We start from the raw sequence: 17,618 nt of genomic DNA, 5'->3' as shown, positions 1-17,618 counted from the left end.
GCGGCGGGTGTGCTGCGCGGACGGCGGGAGGGGCCGTGAGCCCCCTGGGCGGGTCCCGGGGCGGCCACCGGGCGCTGCTCGTCGGCCTGAGCCTCTACGCGGTCATGACGGCCTGGCTGCTGCGGCTGCCCTGCCGGGTGCCCGGCTGGGGCGCCGCGGAGAGCCTGCCCGCGCTGTGCGCCTCCGAGATCGCGGCCGGCGAGGCGTCCGGGGCGGGCGGGTTCTTCACGGGCGGGCCCGCGGGGGACCAGCCCGCCCTGGTCGGGATGATCACCACGGTGGTCGGCTGGTTCGCGGCCCACCTCTCCGCGCTGTTCGGGACGGACGTGGACCGGGGCGTGTTCGCCGACCTCTCCGTGCTGCTGCTGGCCCTGGTGTGGATCGGCACGGTGGCCGCGGTCTCCGCGCTCTCCGGCAGGCGCGGCGCGGACGCGTTCGTGCTGGCGCTCGCACCGGTGGCGGTCCTGGTGGGCTTCGGCACGTGGGACCTGTGGGCCGTGCTGCTCATGATGCTGGCGCTGCTGTTCCACGTCCGGGGCAGCCCCGTGCCGGCGGGGATCCTGCTGGGGCTCGCGGCGTCCGTGGCGCTGTTCCCCCTGGTGGTCCTCCTGGCCGTGCTGCTCCTGGCCGTGCGGTACCGGCAGTTCCGGGACTTCGCAGTGGTCCTGGCCGGGACGCTGCTCACCTGGGCGCTGGTCAACGGGCCGTTCCTGCTCTCCGCCCCGGACCGGTGGGTCCGGCAGCTCCGCCTGCCCTGGGACGGGCCCGTGGAGGGCTCCTCCTCCTGGGGCGTCTGGGCCCGGGTGGAGCAGGCGCGCACGGGTGCGGACCCGGCGGGGGCGGGGCAGTGGGTCCTCCTGGCCCTCGTGCTGGGTCTCGTGGCGGTGCTCGTGCTGACCCTGCTCACCCGGCAGGAGCCCAGCGTCGTCCAGATCGCGTTCCTCCTGCTGGCCGTGCTCGTGCTCTCCGGCCCCGCCTACTCCCTCGTCCACGTGCTCTGGCTGGCGCCCCTCGTGGTGCTCAGCCGGCGCAACTGGCTCGAGTTCGCCGCCTGGCAGCTCGTCGAGGTCCTGTGGTGGACCACCCTGGTCCTGCCCGAGCCGACCTGGCCGGTGCTGCCCGGGCTCGGCCTGATCGGCTGGGACGCGCAGGACCTGCTCGCGGCGGTGCGCGTGCTGCTCCTCGTCCTCCTGGTGGTCGCGGTCGCGGTCGACGTCCTGCGGGGCGGTCAGGCGCGGCGGATCGGGCTCTCCGAGGCCGGCTGAGCGTCCCGGCTCCGCCGGGAGGGGGAGGCCGGCGGCCGCCACGCCCGCACGGGTTCATCCTGACGGCGGTGCCGTCCCGCGCCGGCTCTCCCGTAGGTTGGTGGCGGAGAAGAACCGACGAGTGCTCGGAAGGAGCGCCGGTGATCGAGATCGAGAACCTGACGAAGACCTACGGCGGCAAGACGGCGGTGGACGACGTCAGCTTCACCGTCCGCCCCGGCCGGGTGACCGGGTTCCTGGGGCCCAACGGGGCCGGCAAGTCGACCACGATGCGCCTCGTCGTCGGGCTGGAGTCCGCGACCCGGGGCCACACCCGCGTCAACGGCAGGCCGTACGCCCAGCACCGGGCGCCGCTCGCGGAGGTCGGGGTGCTGCTGGACGCGAAGGCGGTCCACCCCCGGCGCACCGCGCGCGCGCACCTCTCGGCGCTCGCCGCGACCCACGGCATCGCCAAGTCCCGCGTCCAGGAGGTCGTGGACCTCACGGGGCTCGGGGCCGCGGCCGACAAGCGGGTGGGAGGCTTCTCCCTCGGCATGGGCCAGCGCCTCGGGATCGCCGCGGCGCTGATCGGCGACCCGCACACCGTGATCCTCGACGAGCCCGTCAACGGACTGGACCCCGAGGGCGTGGTGTGGGTGCGCCACCTCGCCAAGTTCCTCGCCTCGGAGGGCCGCACGGTCTTCCTGTCCTCCCACCTCATGTCCGAGATGGCGCAGACCGCCGACCACCTCGTGGTGATCGGCCGGGGCCGGATCCTCGCGGACGCGCCGATCCAGCAGATCCTCGCCGGGGGCCGCACGCGCACCCGGCTGCGCGCCACCGACCGGGAGGCGATGCGCCGCGCCCTGCAGGGCACGGACGCCGGCATCACGGAGTTCGACGACGACGGACTCCTGGTCACGGGGCCGGAGCCGCGGCGCATCGCCGAGGCCGCCCTCTCCCACGGGGTGCTGGTCCACGAGCTCACCCCCCTCACGGAAACCCTCGAGGACGTGTACATGGCCATGACCCAGAACGAGGTCGAGTACCGCTCCGGCGGCGCTCCCGCACCGACCGACCCGGCGCCCTGGGCGGGCGCCGACGCACGAACCGGAGACCGAGCATGAGCACCAGCACCTCGACCGCCCCCCACCCGCAGACCGGTACCCCGGAGCGCACCGGGCCGTCCGACCCCGCGTCCCGGGTGCGGCTGGGCTTCGGCCGGGTCCTGCACTCCGAGTGGATCAAGTTCCGCTCCCTGCGCTCGCACTGGATCCTGCTCGGCGTCGCCCTGCTCCTCTCCCTCGGCTTCGCAGCGCTGGGCGCCTGGAGCACCACGTCGCTGCAGAGCTTCAACGAGCAGGCCGCGCAGGAGCAGGTCGACGAGTCACTGGACGGACGGTCCCCGGAGGAGCTCGGGCTCACCGAGGAGGAGGTCCAGCAGCAGCAGGACGCGTTCGCCGCCGAGTCGGACCAGCAGATCGCCGCGCAGTCCGACATTGCCCTGCCGGACGGGATGGGCTTCAGCGAGTACCTGGCCATGACCAGCGCCAACAGCGGCCTGCAGCTCGTCATGCTGCTCCTGGGAGCGCTGGCCGTGCTGTTCATCGGCTCCGAGTACGCCACCGGCGCCATCCGCACCACCATGACGGCGGTGCCGCGGCGCACCCCGGTGATGCTCGCCAAGACCGTGGTGCTCTCCGTGGTCGCGTTCCTCTTCGGGGTGCTCAGCGGGCTCCTGTGCCACCTCGTCGTCCAGCCGGTCCTGGCGGGCGGGGACCTCGGCTACGACGTGTGGCAGGAGCCCGTCCTGCTCAACGTCCTGGCGGTGGGCGTCTTCTACATGGTCACCGCGTGGCTGGGCTTCGGGCTCGGGGCCCTGCTGAAGTCCACGACGTGGGGGATCGTGGTGCTCGTGGTGCTGGTGATGGTCCTGGAGATCGTGCTGTTCGCGCTGTCCTTCGAGTGGCTCGAGGACGTCAAGCCGTACTCCCCGGGGGCGGCCGGCACCCAGCTGACCACGATGTACCAGTCCGCCGACCCGGTGCTCACCCACGTGGAGTCCGGCCTCGTCTACGGCGCCTGGGGCCTGGTGCTCGTCGCGGCCGGGATCCTGGCCACCCGGAGGCGCGCGCTCTAGCGGTTCTTCCGTCCCGGCGGCGACGCCGGCCCTACGATGTGAGCTGGTGGGCCGGGACGCGGCCCGCACCGTCCGGGCCGAGTGCCGGACGGACCCCTGGGGAACGGGAGCTGCGGTGTCGGTGTCACGGGAGCGGGAGGCCGGCGAGGCCCTCTCCGCGGTCGACGCCCGGGGCCTGCGGCGGACCCTGCTGCACTGGCTGACGGTCGTGGTGGTCCTCGTGACCGTGTTCAGCTCCGTGGTCAACTGGGTCTTCGTGGACCGGGAGCCGCAGGACCCGGTGGCCACGTGGCTCGGCGGGCTCGAGAACGGGCGCTCGCGGCAGCTGCTGTCCCGCACCGAGGCCGTCGTGGCGGACCCCACCCTGAACATCTTCTCGAACCGCGTGTACCGCAACGCCGCGGGGCGGATCGGCGGCTACGAGATCCTGGGCGTGGACCGCCGCGGGAGCCGCGCCGAGATCCGGGCGCGCGTGTGGTGGGACGGACCCGACGGCGCCCGGGACCGGGAGGAGGTCCACGTCTACGGGGTGCACCAGGTGCGGCGCAGCGGTCCCTTCAACGACCAGTGGCAGCTCGACTCCCCGGACGCGGCCCCCTTCTCGATCCACCTGCCCGCCCCCCTCGACGAGCTCTCCGTCAACGGGGAGACCGTCCGCCCGGACCCGGACGACCGGGTGCCCGACCCCGAGGGCCCCGGCGGCACCTGGCGCTTCGAGGCCCTGCCCGGGAACTACGCGATCGGGCTGCCCGGGAACTCCTACTACACGGCGGACCCGCCCCTGGAGCCGCACACCGTGGCGTTCCGGGATCCGGCACCGGCCTCGGTGGCGCTGCGGATCGAGCCCTCCCCGAGGATGTGGCAGGAGGTCGACGACCGGATCGAGGAATGGCTGGAGAGCTGCACCGACTCTGACGAGCTGTCCCCCGAGGACTGCCCCTCGTCCCGGCGCTGGGCGGCCCCGCAGGAGCCGCTCGAGCCGTCCGCGGCGGCGACCGGGACGCCGGACCCGGAGATCACCGGCGTCCGGTGGCGGCTGGTCTCCCGGCCCGCCCTGGTCCTGGTCCCGGACCCGGCGGACCCGCTGCGCTGGACGGCGGACGCGCACCGGCCCGCGGAGGCGCGGCTGAGCTACGAGGAGGACGGGGAGACCGTCACGGAGCGGATCGAGTTCCCCGTCCGCGCCGCCGTGCGCTCCACGGGCCAGAGCGCCGAGATCAGCGTGGGCCTGGAGTAGTCGCGGGCGGCGCCGCCTCGGCGGGCGTCGCCTCGACGGGCGCCGCCGTGCGCGCGGGCGCGCGCCGGAGACCCCCCAGCACCCGGTCGGCCAGCACCCAGTAGGCCACCCCTGCCACGAGGGAGGCGACCACGGCCAGGACGGGCGAGACCGGCAGCAGGGCGGGATAGACCAGCCAGTGGGTGAGGTAGACGTACAGGGAGGCCGCGGCCAGCCATCCCGTGACGCGCCGCAGGCCGGCCGGAACGGGCAGCGCGGTCACCCACAGCAGCAGGAGGACACCGGTGATCACCGTGACCTCCCGCACGGTGCTGTCGAAGTACCCCGGCACCGTCAGGAGCGTGAGGAGAGTGACGAGGGACCGTTCCAGGACCGTCCGTGTCCGGGCGGCGGCCCAGCCGAGCGCGAAGAGCCAGAAGACCGGGGCGGGCTTCGGCAGTCCCGGGTCCACGATGTCGTACCGGCTGAGCAGCCCGATCGCGAGCAGTGCGAGCGGGAACGCCAGCGGGAAGCGCCGTTCGGCGCGGTCCGCCCACGGCAGCGCCATGAACGCCGTGACGGCCACGAGCACGTAGACGAGCATCTCCACGAACCAGAAGTGCCACTGCGTCGTCAGGTGCTGCGGCCCCACGATGCCGTTGAGCAGGAAGACGTTGGCCCAGGTGTAGTCGTCGGTGAGCAGGTGCGCCAGGGCGATGAACGCCGCGGAGGGCAGCACGATCCGTCCGAGGCTGCGCAGCTGGCGCCGCAGGCGCGGGAGCCGTTCGCCGTGGAGCTGGAACCGGGCGAAGTTGTAGCCGGCCACGGCGAAGAGCACATGGGCGGTCTGGAGCGTGAAGAGCTCCACATGCGTCATCACGATCAGCACGATGGCCACGGCCCGCAGCACGATGCCGGTCTCCAGGAACGACACGAGCCGTCGCCGCCGGGGGGCGGCCCGGGCCGCCAGGTCGCGGACGGAGGTGAGGTGCCAGTCCGTGGGGAGGTGCCCCAGGGCCTGCTCGAGACGGACGGAGGCCGCCACGTAGGACAGCGAGTCCCCGTCGAGGGAGACGAACGTGTCGTCGTCGCCGACGTCGGGGCGGTCGAGCACGTCGGCGAAGATCCGCCGGACGTCCTCGGGTCCCTCCGCCCGGCGCGGCACCGCCTCGGCGACGGGGGGCGGTGTGCCGAGCGCCAGGACCGCCGGGTAGTCCACCTTGCCCGTGCCCAGCCGGGGCAGCTCCTCCACGGGGTGCACCTCGACGGCAGGGCGGGGCAGGCCGATGCTCTCGGCCACGACCTTGGCGAGCAGGGCCGTGTCCTGCTCGCCCTCGGCGGCCACGACCACGCGCTCGTCGGAGCCCGCGGCGGCCCCGCTCACGCCGAGCTCGGCGAGGATCCGTTCGACCTGCCCGAGGTCCACGCGCAGGCCCACGATCTTGACGAACCGGCTGCGCCGCCCCACCACCTCGTAGAGCCCGTCGGGGTGGCGGCGGGCGAGGTCCCCGGTGCGCAGGTCCTCGACCGTGCGCCCGGCGGCGAGGTCCTCCGGGCGCTCCGCGTAGCCGAGCATGACGTTGGGCCCGCTGTACACGAGCTCGCCGTCCGGCAGTCCGTCCACGGGCTCGATGCGGAACTCCCCGCCCGGGATCGGCACCCCGATCGTCCCGGCCCGCTCGGCCGCCAGCCCGGGGGGCAGGTAGGCCATCCGGGCGGTGGCCTCCGTGGCCCCGTACATCACGACCAGGTCCCAGCCGGCCCGCTCGCCGGCTCCGGCCCAGTGACGGACCTTCTCCGGGGCGAGCCGTCCACCCGCCTGCGTGACGCAGCGCAGGTGCGGCAGGTCCATCTCCGCGAAGCCGACGCGCTCCAGCAGCTCGAAGGTGTAGGGCACGGCCGCGAAGGACGTGGCCCGGTGGGCGCGGACGAGGTCCCAGAAGCAGGGATCGACCACGGAGTGGTCCGTCAGCACCACCGCGGCGCCACGGCAGAGGTGGCTGTTGAGCACCGACAGCCCGTAGCAGTAGGACATCGGCAGCGTGGTCGCGGCGCGGTCGTCGGGGCCGATGCCGAGGTACTCGGCGATCGCCTCGGCGTTGGCCGCCAGGTTCTCGTGCGAGAGCCGCACGAGCTTCGGGGAGCCCGTCGAGCCGGAGGTGCTCAGCAGCAGGGCGAGGTCGGGGTGCAGCTCGTGCCGGGTGCCCGGGCGCCGTTCCTCGACGACCGGGGTCCCGTTCCCGGCGCTCCGCAGCAGGACGTCGGGGTCGTAGGCCGCCACCAGCGCCTCGACGGCTGCAGGCTTGTCCGCCGGGACCAGCAGGAGCGGGTGACCGGCCGTGAGGGCCGCAAGGTAGGCCACGAGGGAGTCGACGTCGTTGGACGCGGTGAGCACGGCCAGCCGGCGCTCCGTGCCGAGACGCGCGGCCAGGTCCTCGACCCGGGCCGCCAGTTCCCGGTAGCTCAGGACGTGCTCGCCCGTGAGGACGGCGGGGCGGTCCCCGTGGCGGGCGAGATCGGCGGCGAAGGCGACCCGGGCAAGGTCAGGTTGAAGGCTCACCCGCACTACGGTAGAGAAGATCTTTAGCGAAGGAAAGTATTGCCTAATTCGTCCGACATGCGGGATCGCCGGTTCGACGTCCCGTCGGCGGACCGCGGGGGCGGGGCGGTGACGGCCCGGTCGTCGACGAGCAGCGTGGGGGTGGTCCCGGGCGTGACCGTCACGGCGACGGGGGTCCCCACGGGGTGGCGCACGTTGTGGGGCTGCCAGGAGCGCAGCGTGCGGCCGGAGGCCAGCCGGACGTGGTGCAGCACGAACGCGCCGTGGTACTCGACCGCACTGACCCGCGCCGGGGACTCGGGGTCCGGCTCCAGCGCCACCTCGTGGGGGCGCAGCACGACGTCGACGTCGACGTCGCTGTTGGCCCATCCCGGCACGGTGGAGACGATGCCGATCTCGCACGTGAGCAGCGCACGGTGGACGCGGGCGGGCAGGAAGTCGGCGTCCCCCATGAAGGACGCCACGAACCGGGTGGCGGGCTGTTCGAAGACCTGCTCCGGGGTGTCGGACTGCTCGATCACCCCGTCGTGCATGACCACCACGCGGTGGCCGACCGAGAGGGCCTCCGTCTGGTCGTGGGTGACCAGCACGGCGGTGGTCCCGGTCTCGCGCAGCGTGGCCACGGTGTCCCGGCGCACCTGCGCACGCAGCGACTCGTCCAGGCTGGAGAACGGCTCGTCGAGGAGCATGACGGCGGGGCGGGGGGCCAGCGCCCGGGCCAGGGCCACGCGCTGCTGCTCGCCGCCGGAGAGCTCGTGGGGATAGCGGTGCGCGAGGTGTCCCAGCCGCACGAGCTCGAGGACCTCACCCACACGGGCCTGCCGTCCGGCGCGCGGGAGCCGGTCCAGGCCGAAGGCCACGTTCTTCGCGACCGTCAGGTGCGGGAACAGGGCGTGGTCCTGGAAGACGAGACCCACCCTCCGCCGCTCGGGCTCCTGGAAACGGTGCCGGCCCGCCACCACGTCCCCGGCGATCCGGATCGTGCCCTCGTCCGGCCGTTCCAGGCCCGCCACGAGGCGCAGCGTGGTGGACTTGCCGCAGCCGGAGGGGCCGATGAGCGTCACCAGCTCGCCGGGCGGGACCGTCAGCTCCAGTCCGCTGACGCCCACGGAGGACCCGTAGTGCTTGCTCAGCGCCTCCAGGACCAGGGCGGGCACGGCGCCGTCGCTGCCGGACGCGGTGCGAGGGCTCGTGGTCTGCACGGTCATGAGGACACCTTTCCGTGGCGGTCCGCCCGGTGGGCCTGCCGGACGAGGAAGAACACGGGCACCACCGCCGCCGCCACGATCACGAGCGCCGGCAGGGCGGCCTTCTCCCAGAAGTTCTCGCGCGCCAGCTCGTAGACCCACACGGAGGCCGTCGTGAAGCCGAACGGGCGCAGCAGCAGCACGATGGGCAGCTCCTTCACGGCGTCGATCATCACGAGGACGAGGGCCGTGGCGACCCCCGGGCGGGCGATGGGCAGGTGCACGCGGGTGAGGACGCGGAGCGGGGACGCGCCGAGGCTCTGCGCGGAGAAGGTGACGGTGGGGGAGATCTTGGCGAGACTCGCGTCCACGGCCTGGTAGGCCGGGGCGAGGAAGCGGATCACGTAGGCGTAGAGGATGCCGAGCACCGAACCCGTCACCAGCAGACCCGTGCCCCCGGGCACGCCCGCCCGTTCCAGCGCCGTGTCCAGCCCGGCGAAGGCGATGAGGACGCCGATGCCCACCACGGCCCCGGGAACGGCGTAGCCGAAGGTCGTGAGCTGCGCCGCGAAGGCCACCGCCCGGCCGCCGCCCATCCGCACCCCGTGGGCGACGGCGAGCGAGAGCGCCACGCAGGCCACGGCGGCGATCCCGGCGACCACGAGGCTGTTGCCGAGGTACTGCGCGAAGCGCGGGTCCGAGAGGGAGGCGGGGTTGCCGACGGCCTCCCCGACGGCCCACACCAGCAGCTGCAGCACGGGTACGAGGAATCCGGCGGAGAGCGCGGCGAGGGCGAGCAGGGTGGCGCCCCACGCGCGCCACCCGGTGAGCCGCTGCGGCTGCAGGCCCTGGCCGCGGCCGCCCCGCTGGTGGAACCGGGCCCTTCCCCGGAGCAGTCGCTCGCCGGTCAGCACGGCCACGGCGAACAGCAGCACGAGCACGGCGAGCTGGGTGGCGGAGTGGAAGTCGAAGGTGCCCTTCCAGACCAGGTAGACCCCCACGGAGACCGTCTGCACGTTGAAGTACTGCACCGTGGCGAAGTCGGTGAGCGTCTCCATCATCACGAGCGCCAGCCCGGCCGCGAGCGAGGGCCGTGCCAGGGGGACCAGGACCCGCCGGAGCGCGCGCCCCCGGCCCGCACCCAGGGTCCGTGCGGCGTCGTAGGTCCCGGTCGTCTGCTCGACCAGTGCGGAGCGCGCCAGGAGGTAGACGTACGGGTAGAGGGTCAGGGACATCACGAGCACGGCTGCGGGCAGCGAGCGGACCTCAGGCACCCACACGTCCGGCCCCAGAACGGAGCGCAGGGCCCCCTGCACCGGTCCGGCCACGTCGAAGACGGAGAGGAACACGAAGCCGAGGATGTAGGCCGGCATGGCCAGGGGCAGGACCAGCAGCCAGACCAGGACGTCCCGCAGGGGGAAGCGGAAGGCCGTCACGAGCCAGGCGAGCCCGCCGCCCACCACGAGGGTGCCCGCGCCCACGCCCAGCATCAGCAGGAGCGTGGTGAGCACCATCCGGCCCAGGTCGCGGGGCGGGGCGGCGGAGCCCAGGCTTCCCAGGCCGTCCACGACCAACGCCAGGACCGGGGTGGCCACCACCACGGCGACGAGGACCACGAGCGCCGACCACGCCGGGCGCCCTGAACCGGGCGCCCGGCGTGGTCGGCGGGCCGATGTCCTCGTCGGTGCGAGGACGGCGGGTTCGGTCACTGATACCCGGCTTCGGCCAGCAGGTCGACGGCCTCGGCGTTGAGGTCCCCGTAGGCCTCGGCGTTCAGGGGCATCCGCTCGAACTCGCCGAAGGCCGCGATGCTGGGCGCGGGCTCCACGGAGGGGTTGACCGGGAACTCGTGGTTCGCGTCCACGAACGCATTCTGGCCGTCGGTCGCGAGCCACTCGATCAGCCGCTGGGCGTCCTCGGCGTTGTCGGAGCCCTCGACCACGCCGGCCCCGGAGATGTTCACGTGCGTCCCGGCACCCTCCTGGCTGGCCCAGAAGAGGTCGACCTTCAGGTCCGGGTTCTCCTCGAGGGTGCGCGCCAGGTAGTAGTGGTTGTTGATGCCCACGTCGCAGGTCCCGGCGTCGATCGCCTCGAGCAGGAGGATGTCGTTGCTCATGATCTGCACGCCGTTGTCGACCCAGCCCTCGACGATCTCGAGCGCCCGCTCCCGGCCGTGCAGGTCGATCAGACTCGCCACGAGGGACTGGGTGTAGGCCGAGGTGGCGTCCCGCATGCACAGCCGGTCCTGCCACTTCGGGTCGGCCAGTCCCGCGTAGGTCTCCTCGGGGTCGAACTCCGCGGTGTCGACGTTGTCCGGGTTGTAGGTCACGGTGCGCGCGCGCATCGCCAGGCCGTACCACCTGCCCTGGGGATCGCGCAGGTCCTCCGGGACCGCCTCGTCGAGGGTCGCGGAGTCCAGTGCGGCCAGCTCGTCCTGCCGGGCGGCGTTCCAGAGATTGCCCGCGTCCACGGTCATGAACACGTCCGCGGGGCTGTCGTCCCCCTCGGCCTTGAGGCGTTCGAGGAGCTCGGCGTCGTCACCGGTGATGAACTCGACGCTGATGCCGGTCTCGTCGGTGAAATCGCCGAAGGCGCCCTCGAGGTCGTAGTGGCGTGCCGAGTAGATCTGCAGGTCGGCGGGCTGCTCACCCAGACCGAGCGTGCCGCACCCCGTGACCAGGGTCGTCAGCGCGGTCAGGATGCCGGTGGTGACGTACAGGGAACGACGACGCATCGGGGCCTCTTCCGGAGGGCGCGGCGCTCGGGGACCGCGCGACGATCATTTGGCAACGAAAGCGTATCCTAATCGGACCCCTCGGGTCGCTCCCGGTGGGCGGGGCACCGCCGCCGCGGCACCCTGTGCAGCTCGCCGCCCGTGGCGGCCCGCACCGGAATAGCCGTCCCGGACGGGCCGTTGCACTGGTCGGGCCGTTGACCGTGGACGGCACCCGTCGAGACCCCTCCGCCCCGAAAGGATCCGCGTGGCTCCCGAGCCCGAGTACTACCGCCCCGTCCCGCTGAACAACGACCCCGGCCGCGCCGGGTACTCCCGGGCGCCCCACGGGCAGCCGTTCGGCGGGCAGCCCTTCGGCGGGGGCGGGCGCGGCGCCCCGTACCTCGGGCCGCCCGTGGTCAACGTGGTGGGCGGGAAGTCCGTGGTCCTCGCCTACGTCCTGTGGCTCTTCCTGGGCTGGCTGGGCATCCACAAGTTCTATCTGCGCCAGCCGATCTGGGGCCTGATCTACCTGTTCCTCGGCGGCCTGGGCTGGACCCTCGCGGGGGTCGGCGTCGGGATCCTGTTCCTGATCCCGTGGATGCTGCTGATGTTCGTGGACGTCTTCACCATGCCGTTCCGCACGGCCCTCGTGAACGCCTCGATCGCCCGCAGCGCCTACCGGTACTGAGCCCCCGTTCCCTGACCACCGCGGTGACCGCGCACGCCCCGTTGGGCGCGGAGCCGCGGGTGTAGTAGTGTTGTGAGGTCTGTGTGCCCGCCGCCCGACGTGCGGTGCCGGCGCGCGGACGACGCTACAGAACCTCCTGCTGCGGAAGGACCGCAGCCGCTCAGCCCGAAGGAGGTGGGTTCGAACATGCGTGAGTACGAACTGATGGTGATCATCAACCCCGAGGTCGAGGATCGTGCCGTGGAGCCGACTCTCAAGAAGTTCCTCGAGGTCGTCACCAAGGACAACGGGACCGTCGACACCGTCGACATCTGGGGCCGTCGTCGCCTCGCCTACGAGATCCAGAAGAAGACCGAGGGCATCTACGCGGTCGTCCGCTTCACCGCGACCCCGCAGACCACCCAGGAGCTCGACCGCGTCCTGAACCTCAACGAGGCCATCATGCGCACCAAGATCATCCGCCCGGAAGAGCAGAAGATCTCCGCCGAGTAAGGACTTCACAACTGATCACCGAGGGCGCCCCGACCGGGCCCCCGGTGAGATGCTTGAGAGATCCCAGCACGTCCCGCACGACCGCGAACATCCTCGACCCGGGAGGTCCACATGGCTGGTGACACCGTCATCACCGTAATCGGCAACCTGACCGCTGACCCCGAGCTGCGCTTCACCCCGTCGGGTGCGGCGGTGGCCAACTTCACCGTTGCGTCCACGCCCCGCACCTTCGACCGCCAGTCCAACGAGTGGAAGGACGGGGAGACCCTGTTCCTCCGCTGCTCCGTGTGGCGCGAGGCGGCCGAGAACGTGGCGGAGTCGCTGCAGAAGGGCATGCGCGTCATCGTCCAGGGTCGGCTCAAGTCGCGGTCCTACGACACCAAGGAAGGCGAGCGGCGCACCGTCACCGAGCTCGACGTCGACGAGGTCGGTCCTTCCCTGCGCTACGCCTCCGCGAAGGTCAACCGCAACGCCCGCTCCGGCGGGCAGGGCGGCGGCTTCGGCGGCCAGCAGGGCGGCGGTCAGCAGGGCGGCGGCTTCGGCGCCGGCACCCCGGCCGGCGGCGGATTCGGGGGCGACTCCGGGTTCGGCGGCGGTGGCGGCGGCCAGCAGGGCGGCGGCTCCGGCTTCGGCCAGGGCGGCCGCTCCGGCGGCGGACGCCAGCCCGCTCCGCAGGCCGCACCCCAGAGCGACCCCTGGAGCCAGTCCTCCGGCGGGAACTACGACTGGGGCAGCGGCCAGGACGACGAACCGCCGTTCTAGACCTTCCGCACTTTTCCCATCCACCCCATCCCGCGGTGACAAGCCGCGGGCTCCACTCGAAGAACAAGGAGCACCACGATGGCCAAGGCTGAACTCCGTAAGCCCAAACCAAAGCAGAACCCGCTCAAGGCTGCCAAAGTCACTGAGATCGACTACAAGGACGTTGCGCTGCTGCGCAAGTTCATCTCCGATCGCGGCAAGATCCGCGCCCGCCGCGTCACCGGTGTGACCGTGCAGGAGCAGCGCAAGATCGCCCTGGCGATCAAGAACGCCCGCGAGGTCGCGCTGCTGCCCTACTCCGGCGCCGGCCGCTGATCAGAGAGGACAGACACTCATGGCAAAGATCATCCTGACGACCGAGGTCACGGGTCTCGGCGCTGCCGGTGACGTGGTCGAGGTCAAGAACGGGTACGCCCGCAACTACCTCTTCCCGCGCGGCTTCGCGACCCCGTGGTCGCGCGGCGGCGAGAAGCAGATCGAGAGCATCAAGGCCGCCCGCGCCGCGCGCGAGGTCGCCTCGCTCGAGGACGCCCAGGTCCTGGCGCAGAAGCTGACCTCGGCCACCGTGACCATCCCGGTCAAGGCCGGCTCCGAGGGTCGCCTCTTCGGCACCGTCAAGGCCGAGGACGTGGCCAAGGCCGTCGAGGCCGCCGGCCTCGGCTCCGTGGACAAGCGCAAGGTCGAGCTCAACCAGCACATCAAGACCACCGGTGTGTACCAGGCCTCCGTGCGTCTGCACGAGGACGTCAACGCGAACGTCGAGTTCGAGGTCGTCCCCGCCTGATCGGTTCCTCCGGTCCGTGCAAGCACGGAAAGGGCCCCCGCGGTGCGCCGCGGGGGCCCTTTCCGCATGTCCGGCGTCTCCAGCGGAATCGGCCGGCGGGATCGCTCAGCGGGGCCGGAGGGCCTCGACGACGACGTCGAGCGCGGTGTCGGTGGTGCGCACCTGCTCGGCGCGCAGCAGGTCCAGTCCCTTGCCCTCGAGCACGGCGACGGTCTCCTGGAGGGTCGGCCGGGGCACGGTCGGGGGCGGGCCCTCGACGCTGCCGGGGGCGTGGGTGATCCACAGCAGCCGGCCGCCGGGGACGAGCCACTCGGCGGCGCGGCGCAGCAGCGCCAGGTCGTGCTGGAAGTACGCGGCGACGATCAGATCGAACTGCGGGGGCACGGCGTCGGGCCCGGAGCGCTGCTCCTGCTCGGGCGTCCAGGTCCGCAGGTCGGCGACCAGGGCGCGGCCCGGCAGGCCGCGCTCCGCCAGCGCCCCGGTGATCGTCCGCACGGCACTGGGGGAGAAGTCCACGGCGGTGGGGTCGTAGCCGGCCGCGGCCAGGGCCAGGGTGTGGCGGCCGGTGCCCGCGCCCAGGTCGAGGGCGGTCGGCGGGCCGCCCGTGCGCTCCCGGGCCGGCCGGTCCAGGAGGGCGGCCACCTCGGGGTGCGGCTGGGCGCCGTCGGGGGAGGACCCCCCGGAGGCGTACCGGTCCTCCCACATGCGCTGGTTGTCGTCCACGGGGATCTCCTGGAGGGGTCGGGTGCGTCGGTCGGGCGTTCGGGCACCCGCGGGCCGGTGCGGCGGTGCCGTCGGGTTCCCCGGGAGACAATGGGTGCATGCCGTCCCTGATCTCCCGTGTCTCGCCGTCCGCCCTGTACTGGTTCGGCGTGGGATGCCTGCTCTTCACCGTACTGGCTTTTGTCGTGGCGTTCCTGGGCGGGAACTCCGCAGGGCCCGAGACCTCCATGGCGTTCTTCGTGATCGGCTTCGTCGCGGCGGCGGTGGGGGCCACTGTGACGGCGGTGGTGGCTCTCGCGGGGGCCATCGGGTTCGCGTCCGACCGGGTCCGGTTCCTGGTGCTGCTGGGGCTGTCGGTGCTCTGCCACCCGCTGCTGTGGCTGGCGCTGCTCGCCTCGGTGTCCTGAGGGCGGGCGGAGGCCTTCTCCGGCTCCAGGAACAGGGCGTGCCGGGCCGTTGCGCCCACGTGGTGCTCGGGGCGGTCCGGGGTGCGCGGTGCTCGTGACGGACCGGCCTCCGACGTGGGCCGGAACACGAGTCGGAGAACACGGTGCTGTGGACGGCAGCGGTGCTGTCCGGGTCCGCCCTGCACAGGGTGTGCATCACCGTCGCTCCTGGTCAGAGCGGGATTTGTGGAACCCTGTGCATAACTTTCCACAGGGTTCTCCCCAACCTGTGCACAGCCGTCCACGGCGTTTTCCACCGGTTGTCCACAGGGTGGAAAACCCCGTCGGCTGATAGGGTCTTCCATCCTTCCCGAGCTGGTCCGGCCACGGGTCCGGCACCCGGTCGGGGAGTCGCCCTCCGCGGCCGGCGGGCTAGGCTCGGGGCACCCGGCCGGTCCAGTGCAGTGGCCGGTCCCCGGCGGGAGAGGAGCGGCGGATGTCCCCACGCACGCGCGTGGCCCTGGCGCTGGGCAGCGGCGGTGCCCGCGGCTACGCCCACATCGGCGTGATCGAGGTGCTCGAGGAGCGCGGCTACGACATCGTGACCGTGGCAGGGAGCTCGATGGGGGCGCTCGTGGGCGGCCTCCACGCCGCCGGGCAGCTGGAGGCGTACGCGCAGTGGGTGCTGGGTCTGAGCCAGCGGGACGTGCTGCGGCTGCTGGACCCGTCCCCCTCGGCGCCCGGGGTGATCCGCGCGGAGAAGATCATGGCGAAGGTGCGCGAGCTGCTCGCCGGCCGGCTCATCGAGGACCTGCCCATCCCCTTCACGGCGGTGGCCACGGACCTGCTCGCCCGCAAGGAGGTCTGGTTCCAGGAGGGCCCGGTGGACGTGGCCGTCCGCGCGTCGATCGCTCTGCCGAGCATCATCACCCCCGTCATGCTCAACGGCCGGCTGCTCGCCGACGGGGGGATCATGAACCCCGTGCCCATCGCCGCGACCGTCGCCACCCGCGCGGACGTGACGGTGGCGGTCTCCCTGTCCGGGGGGCAGCAGTCCGGGGAGGGCAGGGTCCCGGCCCACGAGACGTCCGCCGTGCGGCCGTCCGAGGAGTGGGCGGAGCGGTTCCGGCGCAGCGCCTCCCACGTCCTGGACCGCGAGCTGACGCGCAGCGTCCTGGAGCGCTTCGCGGAGACGCGCGGCCGCAGCACCCCGTCCCGGTTCCTGCGCCCCGCCGGGTCGGCCCCGGTGGACGCCGCCGAGGCCCTCGTCCAGGACGCCGTCCGGGACGCCGTCCAGGACGTCGGTCAGGACGCGCTCGTGGACGCCGCCGAGGAGACCGCGGAGGAACTCGCCCAGGACGGCTTCGGCGCCCTGCCGGCGGGGCTGCGCACGCTCGACGTCATGCAGCTCTCCCTCGAGGTGCTGCAGTCCATGGTGCTGCGCTACCGGCTGGCCGGCTACCCGCCCGACCTGCTCATCACCGTGCCGAAGAGCGCCGGGCGGCTGCTGGACTTCCACCGCGCCGGGGAGCTCATCGAGCTCGGCCGGCGGATGACCGAGGAGGCCATCGACCGCGCCGACGAGTTCCCGCCGGCGCGGCCGCGGTCCTAGTCGGCCTGGACGATCTCGTCCAGGTTCGCCTCGGTCTCGATCACGTCGTACTTGAGCATCAGCTCGGCGAGCGTCTCGAGCTCGTCGCGGTCCACCTCCGCGTCGAACTCCTCCAGCCGCAGGTCGGTGGCGACCTCCTCCGGCATGTTGAGGAAGCTCACGATGGTCTCGCGCACCCGGTCGGGGTTCTCCTGGGCGAACTGGAGCGCCTCGTCGATCGCGGCGTTGTAGTCCTCGAGGACCTCCGGGTTCTCCTCGGTGAACGCCGTGCTGCTGAAGGTGACCATGGTGTCCAGGCCCGGGACGGTGTCCTGGTAGTTGTAGCCGACCAGGGCGGTCTGCTCGCCGTTGATCAGCTGGGTCAGGAACGGCTCCGGGACCCAGGCGGCGTCGATCTCCCCGCGCTCCAGCTGAGCCGGCATGTCCTGGAAGGGCATCTCCACGAAGTTCACGGCGTCGGGATCGCCGCCGGCCTTGCTCACGGCCTCCTTGATGGTGAGGTCCCCCTGGCCGTTGATCGTGTTCACCGCGACCCGCTTGCCGGCCAGGTCGGCCCAGGACGCGATGCCGGCGTCCTGGTTGGCGGCCACGCCGGTGATGTCCTCGCCCTCGGCCATGGAGCTGCTGTAGCCGCTGAGGATCTTCATGTCGAGGCCCTGGTCCTTGGCGAGGATGACCGAGAGCGGGTTGCCCACGCCGATGTCCATGGAGCCGCCCGAGACTGCCGGGAGCATGGCGGCGCCGCCCTGGGCGGTCTCGATCGTGACGTCCAGGCCGTGCTTCTCGAAGATGCCCTCGTCGAGGGCGAGCTGCACGGGCGCGGAGGGTGCGATGGGGATGACGCCGATGGTGAGCGGCTGCAGCTCCTCGCCGCCCCCGCCGCCGCCGGTGGTCCCCCCGCCGCCGCAGGCGGTCAGGGCGAACGTCAGGACGGTTCCGACGGCGGCTGCTCTGGCGAACGGGTGCTTCATGGGGGTCCTCTTCCTCGGGTCGGTCCTGCCGGCGCCCGGCACCGGCGAATCCGCTGTGAGATGCATCACGCACATCGGTGACCTCACCGTAGAGGGCGACCGTTGGACTCGTCAACGGTTGTAGCTCTGAATTGTTG

The 17,618-nt window shown here is 72.6% G+C and carries 17 protein-coding genes; 11 read left to right on the top strand and 6 right to left on the bottom strand.

Going from position 1 to position 17,618, the window contains the following annotated elements; translation table 11 throughout:
• Positions 1-35: 35 nt before the first annotated feature.
• The 4 genes from ACP7CD_RS11115 to ACP7CD_RS11100 all read left to right on the top strand — a co-directional run bounded on the left by ACP7CD_RS11115 (position 36) and on the right by ACP7CD_RS11100 (position 4,621).
• Complete coding sequence (locus ACP7CD_RS11115) at positions 36-1,265, top strand: glycosyltransferase 87 family protein (protein WP_426120214.1); 1,230 nt, start codon at positions 36-38, stop codon at positions 1,263-1,265.
• 140 nt (positions 1,266-1,405) lie between these two features.
• Positions 1,406-2,371: an ABC transporter ATP-binding protein gene (locus ACP7CD_RS11110; RefSeq protein ID WP_115163287.1), complete on the top strand. Its 966-nt coding sequence runs from the start codon at positions 1,406-1,408 to the stop codon at positions 2,369-2,371.
• Positions 2,368-3,384, top strand: coding sequence for an ABC transporter permease subunit (locus tag ACP7CD_RS11105; RefSeq protein WP_017835056.1), 1,017 nt, complete (start codon positions 2,368-2,370; stop codon positions 3,382-3,384). Before ACP7CD_RS11110 ends, ACP7CD_RS11105 begins: the two co-directional genes overlap by 4 nt.
• A 115-nt stretch (positions 3,385-3,499) precedes the next feature.
• Positions 3,500-4,621 (top strand): hypothetical protein, encoded by a 1,122-nt coding sequence (locus ACP7CD_RS11100; protein WP_035924381.1) that lies wholly within the window; start codon positions 3,500-3,502, stop codon positions 4,619-4,621.
• Here ACP7CD_RS11100 and ACP7CD_RS11095 read toward each other — a convergent pair.
• The 4 genes from ACP7CD_RS11095 to ACP7CD_RS11080 all read right to left on the bottom strand — a co-directional run bounded on the left by ACP7CD_RS11095 (position 4,602) and on the right by ACP7CD_RS11080 (position 11,081).
• Positions 4,602-7,160: an AMP-binding protein gene (locus tag ACP7CD_RS11095; protein ID WP_426120213.1), complete on the bottom strand. Its 2,559-nt coding sequence runs from the start codon at positions 7,158-7,160 to the stop codon at positions 4,602-4,604. The genes ACP7CD_RS11100 and ACP7CD_RS11095 overlap by 20 nt on opposite strands.
• Positions 7,161-7,183: 23 nt before the next feature.
• Entirely contained in the window at positions 7,184-8,368 is a 1,185-nt protein-coding gene (locus tag ACP7CD_RS11090) for an ABC transporter ATP-binding protein (protein WP_426120212.1), read from the bottom strand.
• A complete protein-coding gene (locus tag ACP7CD_RS11085) occupies positions 8,365-9,963 on the bottom strand; it encodes an ABC transporter permease (protein WP_109243522.1) in 1,599 nt (532 codons plus the stop codon). Before ACP7CD_RS11085 ends, ACP7CD_RS11090 begins: the two co-directional genes overlap by 4 nt.
• Positions 9,964-10,052: 89 nt before the next feature.
• A complete protein-coding gene (locus ACP7CD_RS11080) occupies positions 10,053-11,081 on the bottom strand; it encodes an extracellular solute-binding protein (RefSeq protein ID WP_035924383.1) in 1,029 nt (342 codons plus the stop codon).
• Between the two features lie 247 nt (positions 11,082-11,328).
• On the opposite strand from ACP7CD_RS11080, the gene ACP7CD_RS11075 reads away from it, so the two are divergent.
• The 5 genes from ACP7CD_RS11075 (at position 11,329) to rplI (ending at position 13,789) form a co-directional block, all read left to right on the top strand.
• Positions 11,329-11,751, top strand: a complete 423-nt coding sequence (locus tag ACP7CD_RS11075; protein WP_426120211.1) for a TM2 domain-containing protein — start codon at positions 11,329-11,331, stop codon at positions 11,749-11,751.
• Between the two features lie 186 nt (positions 11,752-11,937).
• The gene (rpsF, locus tag ACP7CD_RS11070) at positions 11,938-12,243 is read left to right on the top strand and encodes a 30S ribosomal protein S6 (protein ID WP_017835050.1); all 306 of its coding nucleotides are present in this window, start codon (positions 11,938-11,940) and stop codon (positions 12,241-12,243) included.
• A gap of 111 nt (positions 12,244-12,354) precedes the next feature.
• The gene (locus ACP7CD_RS11065; protein WP_426120210.1) at positions 12,355-13,005 is read left to right on the top strand and encodes a single-stranded DNA-binding protein; all 651 of its coding nucleotides are present in this window, start codon (positions 12,355-12,357) and stop codon (positions 13,003-13,005) included.
• 78 nt (positions 13,006-13,083) lie between these two features.
• Entirely contained in the window at positions 13,084-13,320 is a 237-nt protein-coding gene (gene rpsR, locus ACP7CD_RS11060) for a 30S ribosomal protein S18 (protein ID WP_017835048.1), read from the top strand.
• 19 nt (positions 13,321-13,339) lie between these two features.
• The gene (gene rplI, locus ACP7CD_RS11055; RefSeq protein ID WP_017835047.1) at positions 13,340-13,789 is read left to right on the top strand and encodes a 50S ribosomal protein L9; all 450 of its coding nucleotides are present in this window, start codon (positions 13,340-13,342) and stop codon (positions 13,787-13,789) included.
• Positions 13,790-13,894: 105 nt separating this feature from the next.
• Here rplI and ACP7CD_RS11050 read toward each other — a convergent pair whose 3' ends face one another.
• On the bottom strand, positions 13,895-14,512 hold the full coding sequence (locus ACP7CD_RS11050) for a class I SAM-dependent methyltransferase (RefSeq protein WP_017835046.1): 618 nt from the start codon (positions 14,510-14,512) through the stop codon (positions 13,895-13,897).
• Between the two features lie 98 nt (positions 14,513-14,610).
• On the opposite strand from ACP7CD_RS11050, the gene ACP7CD_RS11045 reads away from it, so the two are divergent.
• Together ACP7CD_RS11045 and ACP7CD_RS11040 are read left to right on the top strand one after the other, a co-directional pair.
• Positions 14,611-14,919, top strand: a complete 309-nt coding sequence (locus ACP7CD_RS11045) for a hypothetical protein (RefSeq protein ID WP_017835045.1) — start codon at positions 14,611-14,613, stop codon at positions 14,917-14,919.
• 475 nt (positions 14,920-15,394) lie between these two features.
• A complete protein-coding gene (locus ACP7CD_RS11040; RefSeq protein ID WP_109268905.1) occupies positions 15,395-16,510 on the top strand; it encodes a patatin-like phospholipase family protein in 1,116 nt (371 codons plus the stop codon).
• On the opposite strand, the gene ACP7CD_RS11035 is transcribed toward ACP7CD_RS11040, so the two are convergent.
• Positions 16,507-17,481 carry an ABC transporter substrate-binding protein gene (locus ACP7CD_RS11035; protein ID WP_017835043.1) on the bottom strand — a complete coding sequence of 325 codons (975 nt, stop codon included), beginning with the start codon at positions 17,479-17,481 and terminating at the stop codon, positions 16,507-16,509. The genes ACP7CD_RS11040 and ACP7CD_RS11035 overlap by 4 nt on opposite strands.
• Between the last annotated feature and the right edge of the window lie 137 nt (positions 17,482-17,618).

The organism is Kocuria sp. LHG3120 (assembly GCF_049897445.1).
GTDB classification, from domain to species: Bacteria; Actinomycetota; Actinomycetes; order Actinomycetales; family Micrococcaceae; genus Kocuria; species Kocuria rosea.
Note: the sequence above shows the minus strand (reverse complement) of the source record. Positions and strands in the feature narration are given on the sequence as shown.